This is a genomic window from Candidatus Magnetaquiglobus chichijimensis, assembly GCF_045865675.1.
Lineage (GTDB): Bacteria > Pseudomonadota > Magnetococcia > Magnetococcales > Magnetaquicoccaceae > Magnetaquiglobus > Magnetaquiglobus chichijimensis.
The window spans coordinates 1,662,021-1,683,845 of record NZ_BAAFGK010000004.1; the positions used below are offsets into that span (position 1 = coordinate 1,662,021).

The following is a 21,825-nucleotide window of genomic DNA, read 5'->3' on the forward strand; positions in this document are numbered from 1 at the left end:
TTGGTCTGGTTCCTGACCAAGTGCGTTTTCGAACCGTCCCGCGCAACTCTTGGAAATATTGGATTTTTCGGCAGGCACAAAAAAAGCCGCCCCAAAGGGCGGCTTGCAGAGAAATAACTTATGAAAGAAATTGGTGGAGCAATGATACGGTTTCAAACTCATTCTCTGGACTTTGTTGCAGTGCGGCACAAAGAAGAATTTGAGGGCGTCTTGGTCGCCAATAGATTCAGTGTACGCCAATCAGATTGATCTGAAAAATCTTTTTGTGGCGCATCAGATTTTCTCCTCTGCGCCACCGGATAGCCGTGGACCCGCATTTCGATTCCCTGTCGGGTGGCGATGGCAATTTGTGCAAACTTTTCGCCACGCAAACGGAGAATTGGAAAATTTGGAGGGCATTTTTCTGGTCAATGCCGGTCGATAAACACCTCGTCCACCGAGTTTGCAAACAGGACGTTTTCGCTCCATACACCAAGCAGTTCCAAATCCGCCGACCGCACCTTTTCGGTCACCCAGTCCGGTGTCTGGCCAAACTTGCGGCGCATCAGTTTGAGCAGCATGGAAGCGGCTTCTTCCTGGCGTCCTTTCTTCTCACCGTCCAGGAATCCTTCCTGGCGGCCTCTCTGTTCACCATCCTGCAGCCAGGTATGTTTGTGCTGTTCGATGATTTCACGTGCAAAAATTGACATCATTTCAACATTCTCCTGTGGACAGACCCGGACAACGACATCCTGCACGACACTCTGGTCCAGGTGAGGAAAGGTGGTAAACAGATAGAGCATGATCGGAATCAGAAGTTCCGGCGCTTCCATCAGAGCGGCGGCGATGCTCTCCAGAGCCGTCATCTGTTCTTCTGGGCTTCGGGTGCCGTATTTCAAAGCGAGCAGGCATGCCTTCAAGCGGGCATTGCGGGCCAGTTGGCTGTCAGGGATCGGGCCGAGGTCGGTCACGGTAAAGGGAAAGTTGACCAGCCAGGGACGAAGCGCATCGTCCGCATCGATCAATGCATGGAATTCCTTCGGGATTTTCCACTCTTGCGCGCCATGATAGAGCACGAAAGGCACGATTGCAGGAAGCAGTGTCCATTCGGGATTTTTTTGATTCTGCTGCTCCCAAAAACGGCTGCATCCCAGGAACAACTGCCAAGCGACCTTGCGATCCGGATAGCTCTTGTGCTCCATCAGGGTGTAGAAGAAGAGATTTCTGCCACTCAGTGTGGTGGATCGAAACAACCGATCTGAGTAATAAGGTTGCAACTCCTGGCTGACGAACGATCCTGGCTCCAGCTCGGGATCCCCGGGTGCCAGCAAGGCGACGATCTCCTGAGGCAGGTACTCGCGCAGCAAGGCACCGGCAGTCTCGGGATTGGAGACCAACGCCTTGAATAGTCGATCATGCGGTTGGAACAGGTCGCTCATCGGTCCATCCCTTGACTGGCCTGAGGTAGCTCGGCCTTGTTCAAACGATCGATCAGGCTGGTTTTTCTAATAGACCTCTGGCGGATGTCCACAATACGTTTTGCAAAAGCGATAGTTTGGCCCGACCTGGCCGCCAACTCCTGGAGATCCAGCAACAAGGTGACCGCTTGATCATACGGCTTGGCGGAACCGGCTGCGATCAGCGTCTCGACCTCACGCCACACCTCGGATTCACGTCCTGCAAGTTGTTGGAGACGTTTCTCACACGCGGCGATCTGCATTTGTTCCCGACGGGCCTGTTCGGCAGCCTGGCGTTCCTTCTCGATACGCTGCCGGGTATCTCGAATCGCCTCGGCACGGGCGAACAGTTCACCCACGGTCCGCCGGCCAGGTTGCTGCTTTCCTCGATTCTTGCCGACGATGTTCTCCAAGCGATGCAAAAGTTCCAGGGCCAGATTGGACTCTTCCTGCAGGGCCAGACGGCACAGGAAGTCGCATCTCTCCTGTTCCGCAAGTTTGCCAATGGCGGTCACGATCTTTTCACGGGAAAGGGAGTGCTGGGCTGCCTCTTCGATCCCCTCTCCATCGGCCTCGACCAGATCCCGGTCGATACCTATGAAATCCGCAAACGCCAACATCGGGCCATTCAGTTGACCCAGACCGGGTGGTGGATCGGGCTCCAGGGTATCCTCTTCCAGAACATCCTCCTGCGCGGCCAACAGCCAGCCCAAATACAACAGCCGCAAGTCACCCCGCATCAGGCTTTCCCGCACGGGTGCCAGTGCAGCCAGTCGTCCCTGACCATCATCATCGAAATCCCACTCCCCGCCATCCTCCGGGTTGCGGGTATAGTCGAGCACGAAGTATCCAGGAATCCGCCGAAACGCGGCATTGTCTCCGGGACAGTATTTTTTCACCAGGTCGGCGTTCAAGAATCGCTCTGGTATGCGAATCTGCAATTGACGGGAACCCCAATTCGCCAAATACAGAAAGAAATCAAAATAGCGTTCTACCAGACGATCCGGATTGCCCTTGAAATCGCCGAAATCATAATGATTGACAAAACCCGTCGGCGTGATTTTGGCACGACTGGACAATGCCCGCAGAGAGGCCATTCCGTCCGCATCCAGAGGCCGATCCACAGCCAGGAATTCGTAGTACTGATACTCGCTCATGACCGAGGATCCACCTTGAGCTTCTCCAGCAACGGTTTCAATTTGTATTTCCGGGCATGTTTCTGAATCAGTTCGGCCAGCCAGACAGACCATTCCACAAGACGATCGGCCTTGAGGTGAGCTTCGCGAGTCAAAGCGAGCCACTCTGCCGCCACCTCGTAGGATGAGGATCTGGCGGCATTCATGATCTCCTCCGCTGCCGCACGACTGCGTTGGATGACCCAATCCGGATGCGTCGTCATAGCAGCCATCATCACTGCACGCAACACCGCTTCATCCAGGTACCGGTATTGATCCGCCAAACGGATCGCCTCATGCACCCATCCTTCATGCAACAAAAGGGTAATCCGATTGTCCGAGGCACGCCAGGAGGCTTCGTCGCGGACCACTCGCTCCAACACGCCCGTGCGTATCGACGGCCACATCTCCCCGGCCAGACGTTCGAGTGCCAGATAATCCCCCATTTCGCAATCATCCACGACCGCCTCTTCGGCGGCATGCATGGCCAGGGCGTGATTGCCAGCAACCACGGCATGGTCGCGCAGCCAGCGTGCCAGATCGAGTCGTCCAGGAAGTCGTTGCCCTTTCTCATCCTTTTGTGCCAGGCCACGTTCCGCGATTCGTAAGGCGCGCGCCACATCGCCCCGGTCATGAACTGTTGGGCCAGAGTCTGCATCTCCATGGGCGTGGTCATGCGGGTCATGGCGATCCGTTCCGCTTCGTCCGCACGGCCCAGATGCAACAAGGTCTGAGCGCATTCACCAAACTCTCCGTAGAAACGTGCCAGATTGAGCCGCTCCTCGTGACGACCACGCAGCGCCAGAATCCGCATCCGGATGCGTGCCAGAGGATCCTGCGGGTGAGCGGCATCCGAATCGGTATCCGAAAATTCACCCCGCAGTATGGCGTTCAGTTCCGGAAGATCCCATCCCTCCTCGGCAGCACGGATCGCAACGTTCGCCCCTTCTTCGCAACCATAATCAGCCATCTCATCATGCCACTTCCGTAACGCTTTGAGCCACTCCTGACGTCGCGGCAACGGAGGATCGGCGCACAGAAGCGCCTGGGCGATCATCTCACCCATCTCATCGATCAGGATGGAAATATCCCCCTCTTCATCCATCTCGATCCACTCATAGGTAAAAGCGTCCAGGATCTCTCGCAACGCCAACAGGGCACTGTCTCCATCGTCGGCATCCAAAAACGGCTCAATGCGTGTCAATAGAACCTGTAAACGATCATAAATCATCTCCCCCATGCCATCACCATATCGACCCCGCAACGAGGCGGTAATGGCCTTGGCCTCGCGACGAAATGGGGTGATGTCGATCACGGCTGGGCGCTTTTCGGGTTCTGGCTTGGGTGTTCCGGGTGCCATCTCCTTGGCCAGCAGTAACTCCAGCTTACGGGAGAACGCGGGATCTTCTTCAAGCAGGATGGCCCAGAGTTGCAGGTGACGCTCCAGGGTCAATTCCCGGAGCACCTCGGTCAGGGAACGGCGTTGCATGATACCCTCCGGATGCGCCATGCAGGTCAGCAGCACGGCCACGATGTGTTTGCATGGGTTGGAGACCGGACAAGAACAATAGGCATCGTCAATGCCCTGCGAGTCAAAGCAAATCCTGACCTCATAGGGTTGATGCCGTGAACCCTGCACCATGGACACCAAGGCGCCATCCTGCCAGGCGAGATCCAAAACGGCATGATCCCGAAAATAGCATTCACCCTTGACGAACGCATCCGGCGAGGTCATGCGGCGCAGACCCTCGATGGTCATCGAACAGGGAGGTGATGTCACGGGATATGTGTCAGAGATAAGCTTGGTCACTTTATTCAGGATCCTCTATACGTTCTGCTCTGTCGCAAAATGCAGCCGCAGAAAATCGTGCAGCAGCGCAACTGGCACAGGCTGTTCGCGATTCTGGGCATCGATCCTGGTGATCTCTCCGCAACGGACGGCATCGTACAACTCGCCGATGGCCTGCCAGCGTGCGATGCGCTCTGCCGAAAGTGGCATGAGCCGTCCGCCCTGTTCCTGGAAACGGCGCAACAGCCGATTGGTCTCCGGCCATTTGGAATACGGCGGAATGGCATGGCGACCGTCACGCACATAGGTGAGCTGCCCACCCGGATGACGTTTCAACCAAGAAACCCCCTGTTCCAACGCATGAATCACCGCTTTGGGGTGAAAGACCGGTTCCACCAGCCACAGCCGGGCCGGGCGGCCAGCTTGGGGCGGTTCTTTCAGTGACAGTCCCAATGCATTGTCAATATCCTCCGGATTCTCGTTTCCCAAGAGATAGAGCCGCAGTACCTGCAAAATCCGTTCGGGACGCCAGGGCTCGGAACGCCGACGGGCGACTTGCGCGGGTGTTGTCAGAGAGGCCCACACCCGCGCCAGACGCGACTCCGGATCTTCGACCACTTGGGCGGGTAACGCCAGCAGCTCTTGCAGACGCCGGTTGGCCAGGGTCAGGACGATGCGTGGGGCGTTGCGGCCCGGAGCCAAGGAGTCGAGCAGCGTGGCCGGATCGAAAAAGAGCGCCTGCATCCCTTTCATGCCCACTACCGCCTTCAGACGTCCACGTACCAGTTCTTCGGCTTCGGTGCGCGAGCAGCCGGTCATCTCGAAGCGGTTGCTCTCCAGACGGCCACGGTCTGGGCGTTCCAGCGTTCCAGACGCAAGGTCTCCCAGAACTCTCCACGTGCCAGAACCACCGGCAGAGCGGCTACCATTCGATCCACCAGAAATGTGAGCAGGATATCCATGGCCGCATGCTGTGACGGGGTGCGCAGATCCTCCAGACGATCAAAACAGATCAAAAGCGGTCGATGCAGATGGCCAAGCAGCGACCCAAGGCCGATCAACAGGGCACGCGCCTGCTCCTCGATTGCCTCCAGGCTGGCCTCGCTCCGATCCAAACGGGTCGGCAGGATGTTGCCCACCAAGGCATCACCGCGCAACCAGGCCATGGCCTCTCGCCGTCCCTCGGATGAGGAGGGAAGCCAACGGACCAGAACTTCCGCCAGATCGAAGGATTCCGGCGGCAAGCGATCCAGAAACGGTGCCGTGCGCACCTGTTGCCACCACTTGGCCGGAGATCCCTTGCCCTGGCGCATCGCTTTGAGAAGCTGTCGGATTTTTATGGTTTTTTGCTCTGGGGACCGGTTCCGTTCCTGGCTCTCGATGATCAATCTTGCGGCCAGATGGTGCCAATAGGAGAGTTGCTCAGTCTCTTCGGGAGGATGGCGCAGACAGTCGGCAATCTCCCGCAGAAGATATCGAAACGGGGTGGCGCCATTCTCCGGTGGTGTGACCAGGACAAAGGCACCAGCTTGTGTGCCCTGTTGACAGAATTGGCGCAGCCGGGCCAGCAGGTGGCTCTTGCCGTTGCCGACCTCGCCGAGAATCAGAGCGGCCAGCAGTTCGCCGGGGGTCCGTCCGATCTGCTGGAACAGTCGCATCACCCCTTCGAAGGGGATGCGGTTGATGGCTGGCACATCCACCCCGACGCGCTCCCAGGGGGAACCGGCGGCTACCGAGGCCAGAGGATTGTCGCGGGTCAGCCGCTCGCGCAGACGTTCGGCCTTCATGGCCGGGACTCCAGCCAGTTGAGGGTGAGATAGCGCATGCCATTGCGATCCAGATAGGCCCCTTCCAGTTCGGTGCGGGTCAGACGGGTCGGATCCCCCATGTTCAACAGGATCCGTTCGGCGGATTGCAAACGCAGGAGCGTCTGGTCAAAGCGCTGCCGCTCCCAACCCAGATGGGCGCGCAGTCGATGGATGGCCACGAAATTCCGGCCCTGGCCGATCTCCAGAAAGGCCCGATGCAAGGCGGTCTCGTCATCCGAGAGTTGGGATAAAGCTGACTGGTCGTCCAGGACTTGGGATGTGACCACGGCTACGGAGTTGGATGGCTTTCCGGAACCGGAAAACCGCAAGATCGGCGTAAAATCGGCCTTCAAACCAATGCACAAGATCTGGCCGGATTCGAGCAGTCGCGTCAAGGCCGGTGCGACGCGCGCCTTGGGCATGGGCAGGTTCAAGGCCAGTTGCGCGGGGGTGAAGGTGGTCAAGCGCCTGGCCTTGTCGAGTAAGAAATCTTCGTCCGGCAGATTCAGCGCCACATAGAGGGTGCGTCCCCCCTGGACCACGCGGAAGGCGTCTCCGCAATGGCTCTGCAACGCCACACTCAAGGCCGTAACGGAATCGCTCGGTGAGACTCCGAGTGAACGCGCCAAGGCTGCGCCAATCACCTTGAAGAACTCGTTCCGGGAGACAAACCGTTTGTCCCGGGCTTGCAGACGATCCGCAATGCGTTGCACGATCTGGGGATTCACGCTTCACACCGTTTCAGGGTCGAAAGGAGCGAACCGGCCACCAAGCGACCGGTTCACAGGGATGGGTTTCGATGCCATTTCATCCCCCAGGGCATGCGCATGCCACGGCATTTTTCGTGATACGCCCCCAAGGTATCCGAAAAGGAGGCCCTCGGCCCCATTGCCAAGCTGTTTGGCAATGGGGCATGAAGCGGACCGGGTGGGTTGGGGGATGGGAAAGGGATTACTTGAAACGCGGTCCCTGGCGGTTGGCGGCAGGGTTGGGGGTTGGGGTGATCTTGTCGAGGGTGATCTGGTTGCCTTCGACCTGGATCACCACGTTCTTGTCGGTCAAGCCGAGGTCCATCAGGAGGATGTTGAGCCATTCGACCATTTTGGCCGAGGTCGCGGTGGTCACGTAATCATACTTTTGCAGGGCGGACGCCTGTTCGATGATGTTGGTGGAGGAGAAGCCGGGGAATTCCGAGGTCATCACCCCAATAATCGAGAGGATCTCCGCGCTGTTGAACCGTTTGAAGGTGACGCCATAGGTGGTCATCATGGTATGGGTGGCGGTGGAAGGGGCTGGCGACTGGGAGAGCGGCACCTCGTTGCCCTTGGTTTTCACCGTTGCCGGGGCGTTGGTCGCGGGGGTTGGTTTGGCGGCCACCGGTTGTTGCTGTTGCGGCGTGGCAACCACGGCTTGAGGTGCGAAAGCCACAGGTTGCGGTTGCAGGAAGGCCAGCATCTTGCCCAGCACATCGCCCAGATTCATGGCGATCTCTCGGGACTTGTCGCCGACGGTGTTGTTGATGCACACCTCGTTGCAATCTTTGGCCGCCGGATAGACGGCGTTGGGAAACTCGAAGCGTCCCACGAACTGGCGGGTGAGGGCATCGTAGATTTCGCCCTCGATGCGGGTGTGCAGTTCGGTGGCGGCGTTCAGCTCTTTTTTGGAGGCAAAAATCGAGAACAGCACCATGGCCCGGTGGTTGTAGCGGGAGTCCCCCTTGGCATTGGCCAGTTTGGAGGCCTGGATCAGTTCGGTTTTGGGACGGCGCGCGGTGATCTGCCAGTTGAGATCCACGGCCAGCATCTCTTCATCGAGCATGCGGAAGCCGTGCCGGGCCATGGAGGTTTTCAGCTCGCCCAACACCCGGCGGAAGATGTTGCTGTCGCGGCTGATGGTATCCTTGTTGCCATCCTCGCCCATGACCAGCACCGGGATGCTGCTGGCGGGGGGTGGATCGGCCCAGGCCGGGACGGGGAGGATTCCGGACATGACGAGCCAGAGTGCCCACAAGCCGAGGGTCCAGTTGCGTGGTGTGTGCCGGGTGTTCATGTTTTTTTTCTCCAATGGAATGGGGTGAGTGGCCTTTGGTATTCGGGGCAGCGTGTGTGCCGCCATGCCCGGATCTATGCGAGGAGCTGCCCGGATTTTTGGTCAGGCCACGAAATTTATCTCACTCCATTCTGCTTCGCTTGGGTACGCCATTTCCTTGCATTGAAATGTCATTCCCGATCCTTCAATTGCAATGTCATTCCCGCGAAAGCGGGAATCCAGGATTCTGATTTCTGATAAAGCAATCAATTCATGCGATAATTGTTTTATATTTCAACAGGAGCAGAAATTAGAATTTCTCAAGTTTATTTCTGAATTCCCGCTTGCGCGGGAATGACGGCATTGGCGCCAGGGTAAAAGCGTAAGAGAATCAAGGACAAATCCTGGCGAGGCGGAAGCCTATATTATTACTATTATATTTTTGAGTATTATAACTTCGATCAGTAGATAAGATTTGGGATGAATTGCTATACCAACTACCTCCCCGAATAACTCGGCGAGCACCTTCACCGCATTTAGCATATCGCTTTCCCTCTATTTGATAAACCTCATAATCCGAACAGGTCCACTCCCAAACATTCCCGCTCATGTCATGGATCCCCAACCCGTTAGCATCCTTCTCGCCCACGGGATGAGTCTGCTGGCCACTGTTCATCTCATACCATGCCAAATTGTACACATCCTTGCCACCACAGTACTCTTCGTTATAACCCCCGGAGCGGCAGGCATACTCCCACTGCGCCTCGGTGGGCAAATCATAGCGACACTTGCCTCCTTTCTGGCTCAACTCCTGGGCAAACGCACGCGCCTCGTTCCAAGAAACCTGCTCCACCGGATAATCATCCCCGGTTTGAAACATAGCGGGATTGTAACCTCTCACCGCGCGCCACTGCCCCTGGTTCACCTCGGTAATGGCCATCCAATAGGGATTTAGTGCTACAGAAGGAAACAACCTTTCATCGCAAGGTATCTCCGAGACGCAACCGATTTGAAAATTTCCTTTATCAATATAAACAAATTTCATATTCGCTACCTCGTCGTAACAAATTATTCCGTGCTCTGGTTTGATCTTTGAGCAATTCTTTGTAATCAGATCAGAACCAGTAAGTACGACATCTTTGCGCAACAGATCCCCTTCCCACACATCCACTTCGATCATCGTTGGATGGTTGCTATCACTTTTTGATCGGGGTGAGAACAGTCCGATTCTTCGTTTGCCAGCATTCACCTCTATTACCGGATTTTTTGGATCAAAGTTCCGAATTACCTTGCCATCCACCACAACCCCGTCAACCATCTCATCACCTAATAATAATACTTTACCACGCGCACGAGTTAATCGCAAAAGATACTGATCCCTCTGCATCTTCTGAAAACTTCGTTTTAACTCAGCCTGTCGCCAATAACGTGGATCCCCCTTAGCCACGATCATGTACTCCTTGCCAGCCTCAATCTCATATTTTTTGATTGGGGAAAAACCGATGAATGCGCCATCTACATAAACTTCCATACCGGTCGGACTGGTTTCAAGATTCAGAAACGCAAGATTTTCCGAAAATGTACGGTCTGTATATTGTACAGTTCCTTTATCATCCCCTTTTTTGAGCAATTCTTTAATGGTTTGTTTCTGTTTAGCAATCACCGATTCCATCTCTTTTTTTCGCCGAGTCTCATCCCGATTCTGTCGAAGACTTTCAATTTGTGTATTCAGATCATTGATCTTTTCCTGCAACACCCGAACTTCCTCATTCTGATCTAATCCGAACTGTTTCGGTCCAGGCAGACAGCGCAATGCCGCCTCCGGCAGACCGGATTTGTCCACCTCCTTGACAACCGAGGTCAACTCCACCGCGCCACCCTCAGCCAGCTCCACCGCCTTGACGGTCAAACGGAATTTGCCCAACCCATCCAACCAACTGCCGGTGATGAGCAGATCCGCCGCCTTGCGCAGACGCGCCGGATCGATCTTTTTGCCTTGCAGAGTGTACTCGGCCTCCACCGGCTCCAGGTTACGCCGGACGACGATCTCAAAAGAGGGCGTCATCATCAAACGGGCGGTCTGCAAGGTGGCACTCACGCTCTCGCCCAGGTAATACGACAATGCCTGACACCCCTTGCCGTCCAGGGCATTGGTAAACCCGGCCACGGCCACGCGCTTGCCTTGCCCGAGTCTCTTTTGTTGATGCAAATCCTTGGCAAGCTGCACCGGCACATCCCGGCTCACACTGTCAAACCCTTCGGCCCACGCTCCGCTCGCCCATGCCGCCCCGATCAGAGCCAGCCATGCCCAGCTTTTCATGCGCTTCTCCCTTGCTTGTGGTGGTTCAATCCGCCAGGATCCAGAAACGCTCTTCCAACGCCCGACGCAGCTGCCGGGCGGACTCTCGGCCTGCATCCTCTGCCGCCATCCGCACCGCTTCGGCCATCTGGCGTTTCGAGGCGGGCAGGCGCTTTCTTTCCGCCTCGGCTTCCCACAGCGCCACCTGGGAGACGACGCGATCCTCGGCACGCAGTTGCACCCGCACGGCAACACTGAGATACTCGGTCTCCTGTCCGCTCTCCCGTGGCGGGTCCACCTGGATGAACAGATGCAGCGCATCTTTCAACCCGCTACCGTCGCGCACCACAATCAAATCCAGGGGGGTCAGCAGCTCCCGGGTCACCTGCTGCCCGGCGACTTGCGCCAACGCGGCATCCCCTTCCATATGCAGCACCACGCGTCGTGGCGCGCCCAACGGGCCATGCACAAAGCCATACACCTCGCGGCCACCGACTTCCGGAATATCCCTGGGAGGCAGACGCACCACCCACCATGAAGATTGGGACTCTTGGGATTGGGGCTCGCGAATCCGCGCCAGCACCCAAAGCGGCGTCCCTGGTTCCACCTCGATGGGGTTGCGATCCACCATGGCCCGATCGGTGAGCGGCGTCAACGTCGGCGCGGTGCGTAGCAGCAGCCTGCCCGCCGTCCGGATCATCCGGTCCACCTTTTCGGTGTCAAACAGACAGATCCGCGCCTCCGCGGGAATCTCACTCGTGCGCATCGACTGTTGGTGGCTGATTTTGGGTGCCCCTGTGTGACGAAGATCCGTGAGGACGGCGGTCAGCAATATTCTGGCGTCGTTCTCCTTGCGCCAGGTCAGGCGCAGAGTGGCCTGAGTCTCCGCGCTCACCAGGCGGACCCCTGTGCGCCCGGTTGTGCTCAAAGCCGCTTTCAACCCGTCCTGCAAATAACCGCTCAGGGGCGCGCACGGAATGTCATAAGCCGCATCCAGAACATCCGGAACATGGATTTCCAGAGGCAGGCCTGGCGTCATCTCCCGCACTGAACGCATGATGTCGGTGGCCAGCTTTTCCAGGCCATCGGCCCAGAGTGGGCGAGGAAGGATCGAGGCGCTGACGATCCCCACCAGAATCCATCCCAGCAACCCACCGCGCACGGTCGCCATGATCCCAATCCTCCTGAATTGTGCAGTGATGATCTTTGGGTATTGTGTATGCGGACGGATCCCATGACAATCCATATTCGGGATCCGTCCGCATCTTAAGAGAGCGTGTGGCCGGGGCGCGCCAGCGCCGCCGGGTGCGGGGTCACTGGACCCGCAGCAGCTCGTGGAGGACCACGCGCCAAACCGTGGTCGCGGCGCGGGTTTGCAGCTGGCGCTCGATCTCGGCGCGCATGGCGGGCAGATCGGGCTGATCCGCGACAGCACGGCCCAAGGTGTCGAGAAGATCACCCAAGGGCTCGGTGGAGGCCAAGGCCATTACCAGATGAGTGCGGTCGGCACTCTGCCAGGATTTGACCGGCAGCGCGATCTCCACCGCCTGACCAGCCGCCAGCGGGGCATCCGCAACAGCCGACCAGTGAACCGCACCGGTCGGCACCCCGCCCCCGGTGGGAATCACCCCCACCGCCAGATGCACCGCCTCGCCCGGATAGAAGAGCCCATAGACCAGACCGCACAAGCGGTTGTCCGCCCGAACGCCGGGGAACTGACCCTCCGACGCCAGCAGAATCTCCTGGCGCGCAAAAGGGGTGCCGCTCGATTTCTGCACCGCGCACACCTCCCAACCGCTCGGAATCTGCGCGTTAAGCGTCAGGTGCAGGCCGGAGACTTGCAGAGGATTCAGCCGGGGGGTACTCCCGCCCTCTGCGGAGGGATTCTCCGGGCTGGCCGCGCTGGTGGAAACGGTGGCAGGCCTCTCCACAGCGGGTTTTGGCCCGGCCTCAACAGCGGATTTGACAGGTTCCACGGCTTGGTTCTGCGTGATCACCACCGGTCCTGATACCCGGAACAGCTCCTCCAGCCAGCCACGCAGCGTATCGCGTTGCGTCCAGACTCCGATGCCAACCACAACGAGGAACAGCAGCCATCCCAACCAACGCTTGAGATCGCGCGGCAGTTTGCCCGTGACCGTGGCTGCGGCAACCTTGGGCATCTCCGGCAACGGCTCCAGATCCAGCCTGTTGATCAGATCCTGGACCTGCGTCACCGGATGTAGGCAGGGAATGAGCTCCTCCATGCCGTTCGCCTTCATCCAGGCATCGTCCAGCATCTTCCGATCCGTCGGATGCATGGAGAGAATCACCGGCGTGCCTGCCTCAAGCTGCGCCAGAAGATAGTCGCGCGATTTTTCCAGCTTGCGGCGCATGTTCTGCACCGGGCGCAACCGCAACGTGGTGTCCACCTCGCCGCTCAACCACACCACAGCCCGCACCGGCTCGCCCTGACCGGCCAGGGATTGGGCATGCAACAAAGCATGCGCCGCCAAGGCACCCAGCTGCCAGCTCTTGCCCTCCTCGATGCGCTGCGAGACATCCATGCGGAAAGCGGCATGGCCGAACAACTTCTGAATCACCCCCGAAGGCGCGCGCACAAAACCGGCATACTCCTGGCTGATCGGCAAACTCTCCGAGGTGCGATCCAGACAGACCACGGAGGCCACCTCCGGACTCTCCGGGGCCAATTGCAGCACCTCGCTGGGACCAGCCGTGGTCCCGATCACCACACGAACCGGCTTCACCGTCACCTCTTCCCGGACCCCTTGCGTGCTCAAGAAGATTTCACTGTCCAAATCCTTGAGCGCATGCACCAGATCGGACTCTCCGTCCTCCAGAATCTGGATAACACCATCCTTGGGCAGAGGCAAGTGACGCTTGATGGGCGGATGGCCGGGCTTGAGAATGAACAGCGTCGTGGGAACCTCTCTCTTCTCCTCGGCCAGACGAATGGAGACATACATCTGTGCCTGCTCGGCCTGCGACGGATGCAACCGGATTTTGAAGCCGTGCATCTCTCGACTGGTCTCCTCCCCACTGTCGGCTGCGGCGCGCAGCGGAAAATGACACTGGCTCTGCTCGTGGATCAGCCGTTTCAAGTCCGCTTCCAGACGCGGATTGCCCGCAAGGGCTAGCGCCATCTCCGGGGTGACCGGCTGTTCCGGCTGACTCGCCAGACGATACAGCTCCGCAAAACCGATGGCCGGGGTTGCCTCCTCCAGCTCATCAGAGTTTAAATGGCGCTCGGCAGACAGCGCACAAAACAGCGCTTCGGCACTCTGCTGTCGCGCGTGATCAAGACCATTCCAGGTCATCATGGGTTGACTCCTTCATACAGTTGCCTAAATTTTTCGATAAAGATCGCGCGATCCTGGGTAAACAGCGCCTCGCGATCTTCTTTGTCGGGGGCCAGACGGGTCAAAGATTCACTCAAGACCGCCACCAGCCGTATCAACCGCTGCACATGGGGAATAGCCTGCGCGAACCCCTCCAGAACCTCTTCCTGACAAAGATCCTCAGCCTTGAAACCATCGCGGTTGATTTTGGTTGCATGACCCTTTTTGGCCAGGGCGAGGATCGGACCCATCTTCTGTGCAAACGGACCATCGCCTGTCAGGCTGTTGAAAAAATGATCCACGAGCCCATCTTTCGAGAGTCCGACCCGACGGCGGCTCAGCATGACCACGTTGCCCACCGCGTTGTCGATGCCCTCCATGGCACGCTTGAGGGATTGCAGATCCAACTTGGGATGCATCGCCAACAACAGGCCGATTCCCTCCTTGTGCCGGTTGGTCAGAAGAATATGCAGGATCGCCTGCAACGTCCGCAGCAGGGAATCCTGCCGTCTGAGCAGGTTTTTGTGGCGTTTTTCGTAGTCCTCCAGGATACTCTTTTCAATCAGCGTCTGGATCTCCTCGGGTTTGGTCTTGCCAAGCGCCATCCCGATGCGTTTTTGCGTGGGCGCGAATACCTCCAGACGCCAACAGGTGCGCGGCAGGATCGCGGCATAACGGTGAAAGCGGATCCAGAACGCCACATCTTCACCTTCCGTGTCACGCAAAAACTCAATGGACGCCATGGGCGGATTTCGCAGGGCCAGATGCGGCGCCTCTTCCCAGGCGTCCTCACAGGCCATGGCGTAAATTCGCGACATCGCCACCTCTTTGCGCGGTTCCTGCTCGTCGAGTTCATACGTTGGCTCCTCGGACAAACTCTGGCACGTCTCCTCCTTTTCGTGCTCGACCATGAACTCTCCCTCACGGTCCGGTATGCGGGTCAATGAGTCTGAAACCTCCAGTTGATGTTGATCCGTTGCCTGCACCAAGGCACGATAGAGATCCATGAAGCTGTAAGCCACATTTCGAAAGGTTTTCATATCCTCGTTGTCTTCTGAAACCGACAGGTGCTTTTGCAGCCAGAACTCCAATACCCCCTCGTCGTTGAAATCTTCCAACGAAAAATCCCCGCCGTGACGCTGTTTCATGAATCCGATCAAACGACGAAACTTGCGTTGTTGCTGCTCCGTGGGCAGATGAGCGTTCAAAAAATCATTCACCAACGAACGCAACTCCGATGCGCAGGCATCGGCATTTTTTCTGCTGGAAGGACCGGCCAGCCACGTCCGGAACCGTTCGCCCCACGCCGTATACCCACCTGAAGTCATCAGAAACTCCATCAGGGCCGCCAGAAAGGGCATGCGGCTGAAATAGACCGTGAACTGGCCATCCGCATAATCGATCTCCACCCCCTGCGTCGTCAGACGCATGCGCACCGGGGTGTGCATCGGTTGGGGAAGATGCTTTTGCAGATAACGGTGAAAACTCCAGGGACGCGCCACGGGCACAGCCCAGAACAGACCGGCAAACCGCTCCGGAAGCTTCTCACAGGCCTGGGCGACCCGCACCATGTGCGTCAACTCCAAGAGAGACGAGGCGTGGTTGCGAAACACGATCACCCGCCCCAACTCTTTCCAGACATCTGCCGTGAAACGCGGCTCATTCTGGTGCATCTGCTGCTGGATGGTGTGCAGAATGGCCCGCAAATCCGGACTTTTTTGGGCCTCGATGATCTGTTGTTCGGCACTCAGTGGATTCATGGGTTCAACCCTCTTCGATATTTAGTAATCACCGCGGCTGTTCAACCACTCTCGCAGGGAGCCGCGCAGGGCATCGATGTTCTCTTGCAGTTGCTGGGATTGCCGTTTCTCCTCCTCGGTACAGGGGATGAGCGTGACGGAGGTGGCAGGCGCCGCCTCCCCGGTAATCGCCACCGGTTGCGGCGTGCGCTTCTGCGGCGGGCAGGGTTTGGTGCTATCGGCGGTGATGACCGCAGGTTGCGGCACCGGTTGCTTGCGTGGCGCGGCGGGCCTGGCGCTTGTTTCCGCCTTGGCCGGGGGCTTGACGCGCTCCGGCTTGGCCGGGGGCTTGGCCTGAGGTTTGACCACCTTTTCCGAAGCTGGCTTTTCAGGCTCGGTGATCACCACCAGTGTACTCTCTTTGCCGACTGTTTTCTCGGGAGGCGTGTTTTTGTGCACGAATTGCCCCTCGGTGACCAGCGAGGTTCCAGAGTTGCTCTGCTCGGTCTTGCGAAAACTGGCGGTGCAGGAGGACTCCCCGGAGTCGCGCACGCAACGGTTCCATTGCTCCTGGAACTCGGGATTTCTCCAGGTCTCCATGGGATCGAGCGGCGGGGCCGAGGCGCACCCGCCCAAAAGCAACCCCAACAACGACAGCGACAGCGACAGCGACAGCGACAGCAGATGATGTCTGGAAGGCATGGTAAGATCTCCTGTATTTGGAAACAACGTGAATGGTCAAAGCTATCAACGTCTATGCGAGGAGACGGTGGGATTTTCGCGTCCCACCCGCGCGGCTGGAATTTATTTGTGCAGGCTATCGAAAACGCCCGCTCGGGGCGGGCGCATAACCCGGTGCGGGCACATCCGTGTTCACGGGCGGCTGCTCCTTGCTTTCGATCACTTGAGGTGGATCCAGGTGGGGCATGGCGTCGGGCTTGGGTTGGGTATCCGGTTTGTGCCGGGCATCCGGCTTGGCCGGGGCGGGCGGATCGCTCCAGTGTTGTTGATACCAGGAGATGGCCTGACGGGCGATGACGTTGACATCCAGCTGGCGCAACTCCCTCACCCCGTGCATGACGGTCTCGGTGGAGAGGAGTTTGGCCATGTCCGCCTCGCCGTTGTTCCAACCGTACTGGATTCCGCCCACGCCCGCCACCAGCAGCAGCCCCCAGACAAGCAACGAAATCCCGGTGCGCAACAGATTCACCACGCCGATCAATGCCATGATCGACGCCGCGGCGACGATCCACCAGTTGTGCGCTTCAGCGGGCATGGTCTGATACTCCTCTTGATGAAAGGTTGCGGTCAAACTGGTGGTCCAAAGAGCATCCAACAGCTCACGCCACCCCACAATTCACTGCACGATGGGTCGCAACTCGTTTTTGTTGAGGGGCAATTGCACCACCTCCTTGCCTTGCTCCCACACCACCCCGACCACCTTGTCAACCACCGTCGGTCCACCGGTGACCATGCGCGCAGCAGAGTACAACACCGCCCCCGACATCAAGGCCAGTACCAACAAAATGGGCATAAGCAGATATTTCATGGCTTTTCTCCTGATGATTCGTTTGAATGGCCAGTTTATGAATACTAAAATCATGTCACGTGCTCCTTTTGTCTGAAGGGAACCCTTGCATCAAGGGCTATGCGCGCGACAGCCTGGATTTTGGAACTCAGCACCGATTTTTTTGCACCAGCCGCCCGGAATGGCCACAACGTTGACTTGGGCGTCTGGCAAAAAAGAGAGGATTACTTGAAACGCTCCTCCTTGCGGTTGGAGGTCGCATCCGGGGTGGGGGTGATTTTATCCAAGGTGATCTGGTTGCCCTCGACCTGGATGGTCACGTTCCGGTCGCTCAGACGCATGTCCAAAAGCAGTATGTGCATCCACTCCACCAGCTTGGCGGCGGTGGCCGAGCTGACGTAGTCATATTTGCGCACCGCCGGGGTGAGCTCGATGATGTTGACCGCCGCGAAGCCGGGGAACTCGGTGGTCATCACGCCCATGATCGACAGGATTTCGGCATTGTTGAAGCGACGGAAGGTGACGCCATAGGTGGTCATCATGGTGTGCGTAGCCGCGGACGGGGCGGACGGGCACGGAGATTGGGCCGGGTTGCCGGTAATCACCGCAGGCGAGGCCACGGCTTTGGAAGTGGTGGCGGGCTGGGGTTGCAGGAAGGCCAACTTCTTGCCGAGCACATCCCCAAGGTTCATGGCAATCTCGGCAGCTCTGTCACCGATGGTTTTGTTTATGCACCACTCATTGCAATCGGCAGGACCGGGATAGGTGGCCTGGAACTCGAAGCGATCCTTGAACTGCCGGGTGAGGGCGTCGCGAATCTCCCCCTCGATGCGGGTGTGCATCTCGGTGGCATGCCCAAGGGACCTTTGGCTGGCGAATATCGAAAAGGTTACCAAAGCCCGATGGTTCGTGCGCGCATCCCCCTTGGCGTTGGCCAGGGAGGAGATCTGGATCAACGGCTCCACCCCCTGCCGACCGCTGATCTTCCAGTTCATGTCGCTGATCAGCATCGCCTCATCCAGCATCCGGAAGCCGCAACGCGCCATGCTGGCGTTCATCTCGCCCAGCACGCGGGTGAAAATGTGGTTCTGACGGCTCAAACTCTCGCTCTTGTCATCCACACCCAGCACCAGCACGGGAACGAGCGTGGCGGGTGGTTGATCGCCACAACTGGCCCAGGCGGGCAACGCCGTTCCAAACAGCACACACCAGGCCCACACGACGAGGGTGAGGCCACGGTTTGGCAATCTCTTCATGGTCCGATCTCCAAAAAGGCGGTTGAATGGCTGGTCGAATCCGGCAGGGCGGAACAACGCTCCGGCCTTGCCGGTCTCTATGCGCGGCGCAGCCCGGATTTTTGCAGCCGCAGGAGGAGGATCAGATTATTTCTGCCATTGGGATATTGGGGCAAAAGTGAAAAAAGTCGCGACCCCGGTTAGCCTTGATCGGCGGGAAACGGCAATCGGAGGTGGGCACATTTCTCGGTGGCGAGCAAAAGACTATTGTGAAACGCCAGTCAGCCCCCGGCACCGGCAGAGCTTCACTCCGGCCCGAATGCGTCCTGCGTTTCCTTTTAAAGAGGGTCGGATCTTGGCTCGGCATCCTCGGCAGGGGGCAAGCCGCCCCAGATCAAAAGATCCGGACACAAGTCGGCACCGTTGGGCCAGGCCACGCCGCCGCCCTCCACATGCACCTGGGCGAACAGGGATGGATCCTGACGGATGGGCTCGAACAAAGGACCGGTCAGCCAGGGTGCGATAAGGCGCTCGATCTCCCGGCCATCCGTCAAAGAGAGATGCAAACGCATCCCCTCCAGAGGGATTGCTGCCCGAATTCTTGGCATGGACATGCCCTGACTCCTTATTCAAGCGGTTCGATGGGCAGTGGCGCATGGCCTGTGCGCGCCAACTCCCAATCCTGTCGCAACGCTTCCCGATGGTTTGCAGCCCATTCCAGAACCAAAGCCAAGGCCCTGTTGGGCAACTGCCCGCGCAGAACCTCCAGTGTGTTGATCTGGATCAACGCCTCAAATTCACCATAGATCGCGTGAAAATGGGGTGGTTCATGATCGTTACAGAACATGCGGATGATGATGCCGAAAAAATGACTCAGTTCTGGCATGAGGTTACCTTGTTTTTCCCAAAGACTCGATCTGTTTCATGCCTTGCGGGTGTGCGCCGCGCATATTCACGCTTTGCTTCCAGCCAAAATTTCGCGACCAAGGGCTTCGTCCTTGGATCCCACACGAGGGGGCCTTGCCCCGTCGTGGCTCCCCCCCACCCGCCACCCATCCGGTCGGCTCTCGGACGGCTTCCCGCTGCGCGGGCCGTCCTCTCGCCTCCCTCCAGGGGGTCGGGCAACGTCCACATCCAAGTCACCACCATGGACCCTTGAGCACCAGGGTAAAAGCGTAAAAGGGCTAAGGACACGTCCTGGCGAGGCGGAAGCCCAAGTGGTCGTCCCGAATGGCTGGGGAGTAAAAGAAGCGATTGGCAGAGCGGACGAGGTCTGGGTTGTTGAACCGGCTGCCGCCCCGAGCGACCCGGGTGGTGCCTCCTTCGCTACATTTGGCATGCTTCTTTCCCTTGTCCTGATACGCCCCATAATCCGAACAGGTCCATTCCCACACATTGCCCAACATATCATACAATCCAAATGGATTGGGTTGAAAACCACCCACCGGAGCTGCGAAATAATAACCATCTGAACATGTAAATTTGTCGTTCCCACGCGTCGTACCATTCTTGGTCTCATCCGCCACATTCGCATACGTACACGCCTTCCGCTCCTCATCGCCCCAAAATCTCGCCGTGGTCGTCCCACCCCTGGCCGCATACTCCCATTCCACCTCGGTCAACAAACGATAGCACGTCTTCTCGTTCAAACGATTCAACCAAGCCACAAACGCCTGCGCATCGTTCCAACTCACACAGGCCACGGGAAAATTCTCATTCTGGGCAAACCCTGGATCCCGCCAATTCCGACCCGCGACATTTCCCCATTCAACTTTTTCATCCTTCACCCATTCACTCCAACATCCCAGTACCAGCTTGCCATTGACCTCCGTGTTCTTCTCGGCATCTGTGACAAATCCCGTCTCCTTCACGAACTGCCGAAACTGCCCCACCGTCACCTCATGCTTACCAACCCACAAAGACTCCACACACTCCTCGTGCTGATACTCCGCATCCTGGAACCACTTTGCATAATTCTCATGCGATTTCAATTCCTCTTTCTCACGAGGAGACAGGCCCATCTTGAAACACCCCTTGGGAATCTTGACAAACTCGCCTGCCGCGAGCGCAAGCATTTTCTTTTTCGCTTTCTCGGCTTCCTCAGCTTTCTTGGCCGCCTCAGCCTTCTTGACTTCCTCGGCCTTTTTGGCTTCCTCAGCTTTTTTGGCTGCATCTGCCTTTTTTGCATCCTCGGTTTTCCTGGCCTCCTCGGCCTTTTTGGCTTCCTCGGCCTTCCTGGCTTCCTCTGATAAACGTACTTTTTCGGTAGCATCCTTAGCATTGCGTGCTTCTACTGCCGCTTTCTCCTGCAACCGGACCACTTCCGCCTGATGCGCATCCTGTTGCTGTTGATAGCCCCACCATCCGCCGGCTGCGGCCAAGGAGAGTACAAACACCACCGGCAGGTTGATGCCTTTCTTCGGTTTCGGCTCGGTCTTGATCTCAGGTTGCGGGGTGGCTGGTTCAACAGGACTTGACGCTGCTACCGGCATCGCCGTCGGCACCGCAGGGCGGCCCTGCAGAAGTTGCAACAGCTGCGCAAAATCCTCCGGGCGCTGGATGGGGTCGTATTGCAAACAGCGGTCTACCGCCTCCACCACCCGACCCAGACCCTCGATGGCTTCACGCTCCCAATCCAGCCCGTGATCGCGGATCGCCTCGGGCAGATCCGACGCCCCTGCGTGCGGCAAGCGGCCTTGCAACACCAGAAATGCCATCATCCCGAACGACCAGAGGGTGGCACGCAACCCGGCGGTCTCGCCTGGAAACGGCTTGCCTGGCACCACCTCCGGCGCACGATACTCTTGGGTACTCTCGAATGTGGAGCTGTCGATGGAGTGAATGTTTTTCAAACCCCCGATATCCCCGATCACCATGCTGGGTGCGTTCGTGGGGCCATCCTCGCGCATGAGAATGTTGGTGGGTTTGAGATCCGGATAAAACGAGTGGCGCCGGCTGTACAACCCATCCAGCAACTCGGCCAGACGCAGCACGATCTGTCGCTTGCGCTCCACAGGCAGGCGTGGATGATCTTCCAGATAGCGCTCCAGATCCGTCGGCCAGTAATCCATCAGGATCGCGCCATAACCTGAGGCCATGCGCCCATCCGCCGTGGTTTGCGCCTGATCCGTGCTGAAATCATGCACCACCACCAACTCATCGCCGCGCAAGCTGTTGTACCGCTCGCGCAACGTGTTCCACTCCCGCTGCATCAACTCACCCACCGAAGTGTCTCGGGCGCGTTTGTCGCGCTTGACCGACAACTCCACAAACTTCACCGCCCGCTCCAACTCCTCCGAGCGCACCCGATAGACCACGCCAAAGCCCCCAAAGCCGATCAACGCCTCCAACCGGTACTTCGGCCAGCAGTTCTTTAGGATCTTCCTCGCCGTCTCTTCATTGATCATCGTTGGATGCTCCCGGTCATCGTATATACTCCGAAGTTAATCA

Annotated in this window: 19 protein-coding genes and 1 pseudogene; all 20 read right to left on the minus strand. The window is 58.0% G+C overall.

All coding sequences use genetic code 11. The features are described 5' to 3' along the window. Positions 1-407: 407 nt before the first annotated feature. Complete coding sequence (locus ACOY6C_RS11310; protein WP_420905584.1) at positions 408-1,418, minus strand: Rpn family recombination-promoting nuclease/putative transposase; 1,011 nt, start codon at positions 1,416-1,418, stop codon at positions 408-410. Next, on the minus strand, positions 1,415-2,593 hold the full coding sequence (locus ACOY6C_RS11315; protein WP_420905585.1) for a hypothetical protein: 1,179 nt from the start codon (positions 2,591-2,593) through the stop codon (positions 1,415-1,417). The genes ACOY6C_RS11310 and ACOY6C_RS11315 overlap by 4 nt, the downstream gene beginning before the upstream one ends. After that, a complete protein-coding gene (locus ACOY6C_RS11320) occupies positions 2,590-2,862 on the minus strand; it encodes a hypothetical protein (protein ID WP_420905586.1) in 273 nt (90 codons plus the stop codon). The genes ACOY6C_RS11315 and ACOY6C_RS11320 overlap by 4 nt, the downstream gene beginning before the upstream one ends. After that, the gene (locus tag ACOY6C_RS11325) at positions 2,847-4,100 is read right to left on the minus strand and encodes a hypothetical protein (protein WP_420906130.1); all 1,254 of its coding nucleotides are present in this window, start codon (positions 4,098-4,100) and stop codon (positions 2,847-2,849) included. The genes ACOY6C_RS11320 and ACOY6C_RS11325 overlap by 16 nt, the downstream gene beginning before the upstream one ends. 33 nt (positions 4,101-4,133) lie before the next feature. Then, positions 4,134-4,370, minus strand: a pseudogene (locus ACOY6C_RS11330) (SWIM zinc finger family protein); the annotation flags it as partial. Between the two features lie 66 nt (positions 4,371-4,436). Further along, positions 4,437-5,219 (minus strand): hypothetical protein, encoded by a 783-nt coding sequence (locus ACOY6C_RS11335; RefSeq protein ID WP_420905587.1) that lies wholly within the window; start codon positions 5,217-5,219, stop codon positions 4,437-4,439. Further along, positions 5,216-6,187, minus strand: a complete 972-nt coding sequence (locus tag ACOY6C_RS11340) for a hypothetical protein (protein ID WP_420905588.1) — start codon at positions 6,185-6,187, stop codon at positions 5,216-5,218. The genes ACOY6C_RS11335 and ACOY6C_RS11340 overlap by 4 nt, the downstream gene beginning before the upstream one ends. Beyond that, complete coding sequence (locus ACOY6C_RS11345) at positions 6,184-6,936, minus strand: hypothetical protein (protein WP_420905589.1); 753 nt, start codon at positions 6,934-6,936, stop codon at positions 6,184-6,186. The genes ACOY6C_RS11340 and ACOY6C_RS11345 overlap by 4 nt, the downstream gene beginning before the upstream one ends. Positions 6,937-7,159: 223 nt before the next feature. Then, on the minus strand, positions 7,160-8,257 hold the full coding sequence (locus tag ACOY6C_RS11350; protein WP_420905590.1) for a hypothetical protein: 1,098 nt from the start codon (positions 8,255-8,257) through the stop codon (positions 7,160-7,162). 370 nt (positions 8,258-8,627) lie between these two features. Further along, the gene (locus ACOY6C_RS11355; protein ID WP_420905591.1) at positions 8,628-10,556 is read right to left on the minus strand and encodes an SUMF1/EgtB/PvdO family nonheme iron enzyme; all 1,929 of its coding nucleotides are present in this window, start codon (positions 10,554-10,556) and stop codon (positions 8,628-8,630) included. 25 nt (positions 10,557-10,581) lie between these two features. Continuing rightward, the gene (locus ACOY6C_RS11360; protein WP_420905592.1) at positions 10,582-11,706 is read right to left on the minus strand and encodes a hypothetical protein; all 1,125 of its coding nucleotides are present in this window, start codon (positions 11,704-11,706) and stop codon (positions 10,582-10,584) included. Between the two features lie 142 nt (positions 11,707-11,848). Further along, a complete protein-coding gene (locus ACOY6C_RS11365; protein ID WP_420905593.1) occupies positions 11,849-13,855 on the minus strand; it encodes a hypothetical protein in 2,007 nt (668 codons plus the stop codon). Next, positions 13,852-15,633 carry a hypothetical protein gene (locus ACOY6C_RS11370; RefSeq protein ID WP_420905594.1) on the minus strand — a complete coding sequence of 594 codons (1,782 nt, stop codon included), beginning with the start codon at positions 15,631-15,633 and terminating at the stop codon, positions 13,852-13,854. The genes ACOY6C_RS11365 and ACOY6C_RS11370 overlap by 4 nt, the downstream gene beginning before the upstream one ends. Positions 15,634-15,654: 21 nt before the next feature. Beyond that, entirely contained in the window at positions 15,655-16,314 is a 660-nt protein-coding gene (locus tag ACOY6C_RS11375; RefSeq protein WP_420905595.1) for a dihydrolipoyllysine-residue succinyltransferase component of 2-oxoglutarate dehydrogenase complex, read from the minus strand. A 115-nt stretch (positions 16,315-16,429) separates the two neighbouring features. Beyond that, on the minus strand, positions 16,430-16,888 hold the full coding sequence (locus ACOY6C_RS11380; RefSeq protein WP_420905596.1) for a hypothetical protein: 459 nt from the start codon (positions 16,886-16,888) through the stop codon (positions 16,430-16,432). Positions 16,889-16,969: 81 nt separating this feature from the next. Next, complete coding sequence (locus ACOY6C_RS11385; RefSeq protein WP_420905597.1) at positions 16,970-17,161, minus strand: hypothetical protein; 192 nt, start codon at positions 17,159-17,161, stop codon at positions 16,970-16,972. Positions 17,162-17,364: 203 nt separating this feature from the next. Beyond that, a complete protein-coding gene (locus ACOY6C_RS11390; RefSeq protein WP_420905598.1) occupies positions 17,365-18,396 on the minus strand; it encodes a hypothetical protein in 1,032 nt (343 codons plus the stop codon). Positions 18,397-18,713: 317 nt separating this feature from the next. Further along, entirely contained in the window at positions 18,714-18,989 is a 276-nt protein-coding gene (locus ACOY6C_RS11395) for a DUF2442 domain-containing protein (RefSeq protein ID WP_420905599.1), read from the minus strand. Positions 18,990-19,000: 11 nt separating this feature from the next. Then, positions 19,001-19,261 carry a DUF4160 domain-containing protein gene (locus ACOY6C_RS11400; protein WP_420905600.1) on the minus strand — a complete coding sequence of 87 codons (261 nt, stop codon included), beginning with the start codon at positions 19,259-19,261 and terminating at the stop codon, positions 19,001-19,003. 298 nt (positions 19,262-19,559) lie between these two features. Continuing rightward, on the minus strand, positions 19,560-21,782 hold the full coding sequence (locus tag ACOY6C_RS11405; protein ID WP_420905601.1) for an SUMF1/EgtB/PvdO family nonheme iron enzyme: 2,223 nt from the start codon (positions 21,780-21,782) through the stop codon (positions 19,560-19,562). Between the last annotated feature and the right edge of the window lie 43 nt (positions 21,783-21,825).

Bases quoted from the DNA above. Each gene is read 5' to 3' on its own strand.
- ACOY6C_RS11405 (WP_420905601.1), bottom strand. From the start codon at position 21,782: ATGATCAATGAAGAGACGGCGAGGAAGATCCTAAAGAACTGCTGGCCG.
- ACOY6C_RS11360 (WP_420905592.1), bottom strand. From the start codon at position 11,706: ATGGCGACCGTGCGCGGTGGGTTGCTGGGATGGATTCTGGTGGGGATC.
- ACOY6C_RS11350 (WP_420905590.1), bottom strand. From the start codon at position 8,257: ATGAACACCCGGCACACACCACGCAACTGGACCCTCGGCTTGTGGGCA.
- ACOY6C_RS11335 (WP_420905587.1), bottom strand. From the start codon at position 5,219: ATGACCGGCTGCTCGCGCACCGAAGCCGAAGAACTGGTACGTGGACGT.
- ACOY6C_RS11365 (WP_420905593.1), bottom strand. From the start codon at position 13,855: ATGATGACCTGGAATGGTCTTGATCACGCGCGACAGCAGAGTGCCGAA.
- ACOY6C_RS11315 (WP_420905585.1), bottom strand. From the start codon at position 2,593: ATGAGCGAGTATCAGTACTACGAATTCCTGGCTGTGGATCGGCCTCTG.
- ACOY6C_RS11310 (WP_420905584.1), bottom strand. From the start codon at position 1,418: ATGAGCGACCTGTTCCAACCGCATGATCGACTATTCAAGGCGTTGGTC.
- ACOY6C_RS11325 (WP_420906130.1), bottom strand. From the start codon at position 4,100: ATGCAACGCCGTTCCCTGACCGAGGTGCTCCGGGAATTGACCCTGGAG.
- ACOY6C_RS11375 (WP_420905595.1), bottom strand. From the start codon at position 16,314: ATGCCTTCCAGACATCATCTGCTGTCGCTGTCGCTGTCGCTGTCGCTG.
- ACOY6C_RS11355 (WP_420905591.1), bottom strand. From the start codon at position 10,556: ATGAAAAGCTGGGCATGGCTGGCTCTGATCGGGGCGGCATGGGCGAGC.
- ACOY6C_RS11395 (WP_420905599.1), bottom strand. From the start codon at position 18,989: ATGTCCATGCCAAGAATTCGGGCAGCAATCCCTCTGGAGGGGATGCGT.
- ACOY6C_RS11340 (WP_420905588.1), bottom strand. From the start codon at position 6,187: ATGAAGGCCGAACGTCTGCGCGAGCGGCTGACCCGCGACAATCCTCTG.
- ACOY6C_RS11390 (WP_420905598.1), bottom strand. From the start codon at position 18,396: ATGAAGAGATTGCCAAACCGTGGCCTCACCCTCGTCGTGTGGGCCTGG.
- ACOY6C_RS11370 (WP_420905594.1), bottom strand. From the start codon at position 15,633: ATGAATCCACTGAGTGCCGAACAACAGATCATCGAGGCCCAAAAAAGT.
- ACOY6C_RS11380 (WP_420905596.1), bottom strand. From the start codon at position 16,888: ATGCCCGCTGAAGCGCACAACTGGTGGATCGTCGCCGCGGCGTCGATC.
- ACOY6C_RS11385 (WP_420905597.1), bottom strand. From the start codon at position 17,161: ATGAAATATCTGCTTATGCCCATTTTGTTGGTACTGGCCTTGATGTCG.
- ACOY6C_RS11400 (WP_420905600.1), bottom strand. From the start codon at position 19,261: ATGCCAGAACTGAGTCATTTTTTCGGCATCATCATCCGCATGTTCTGT.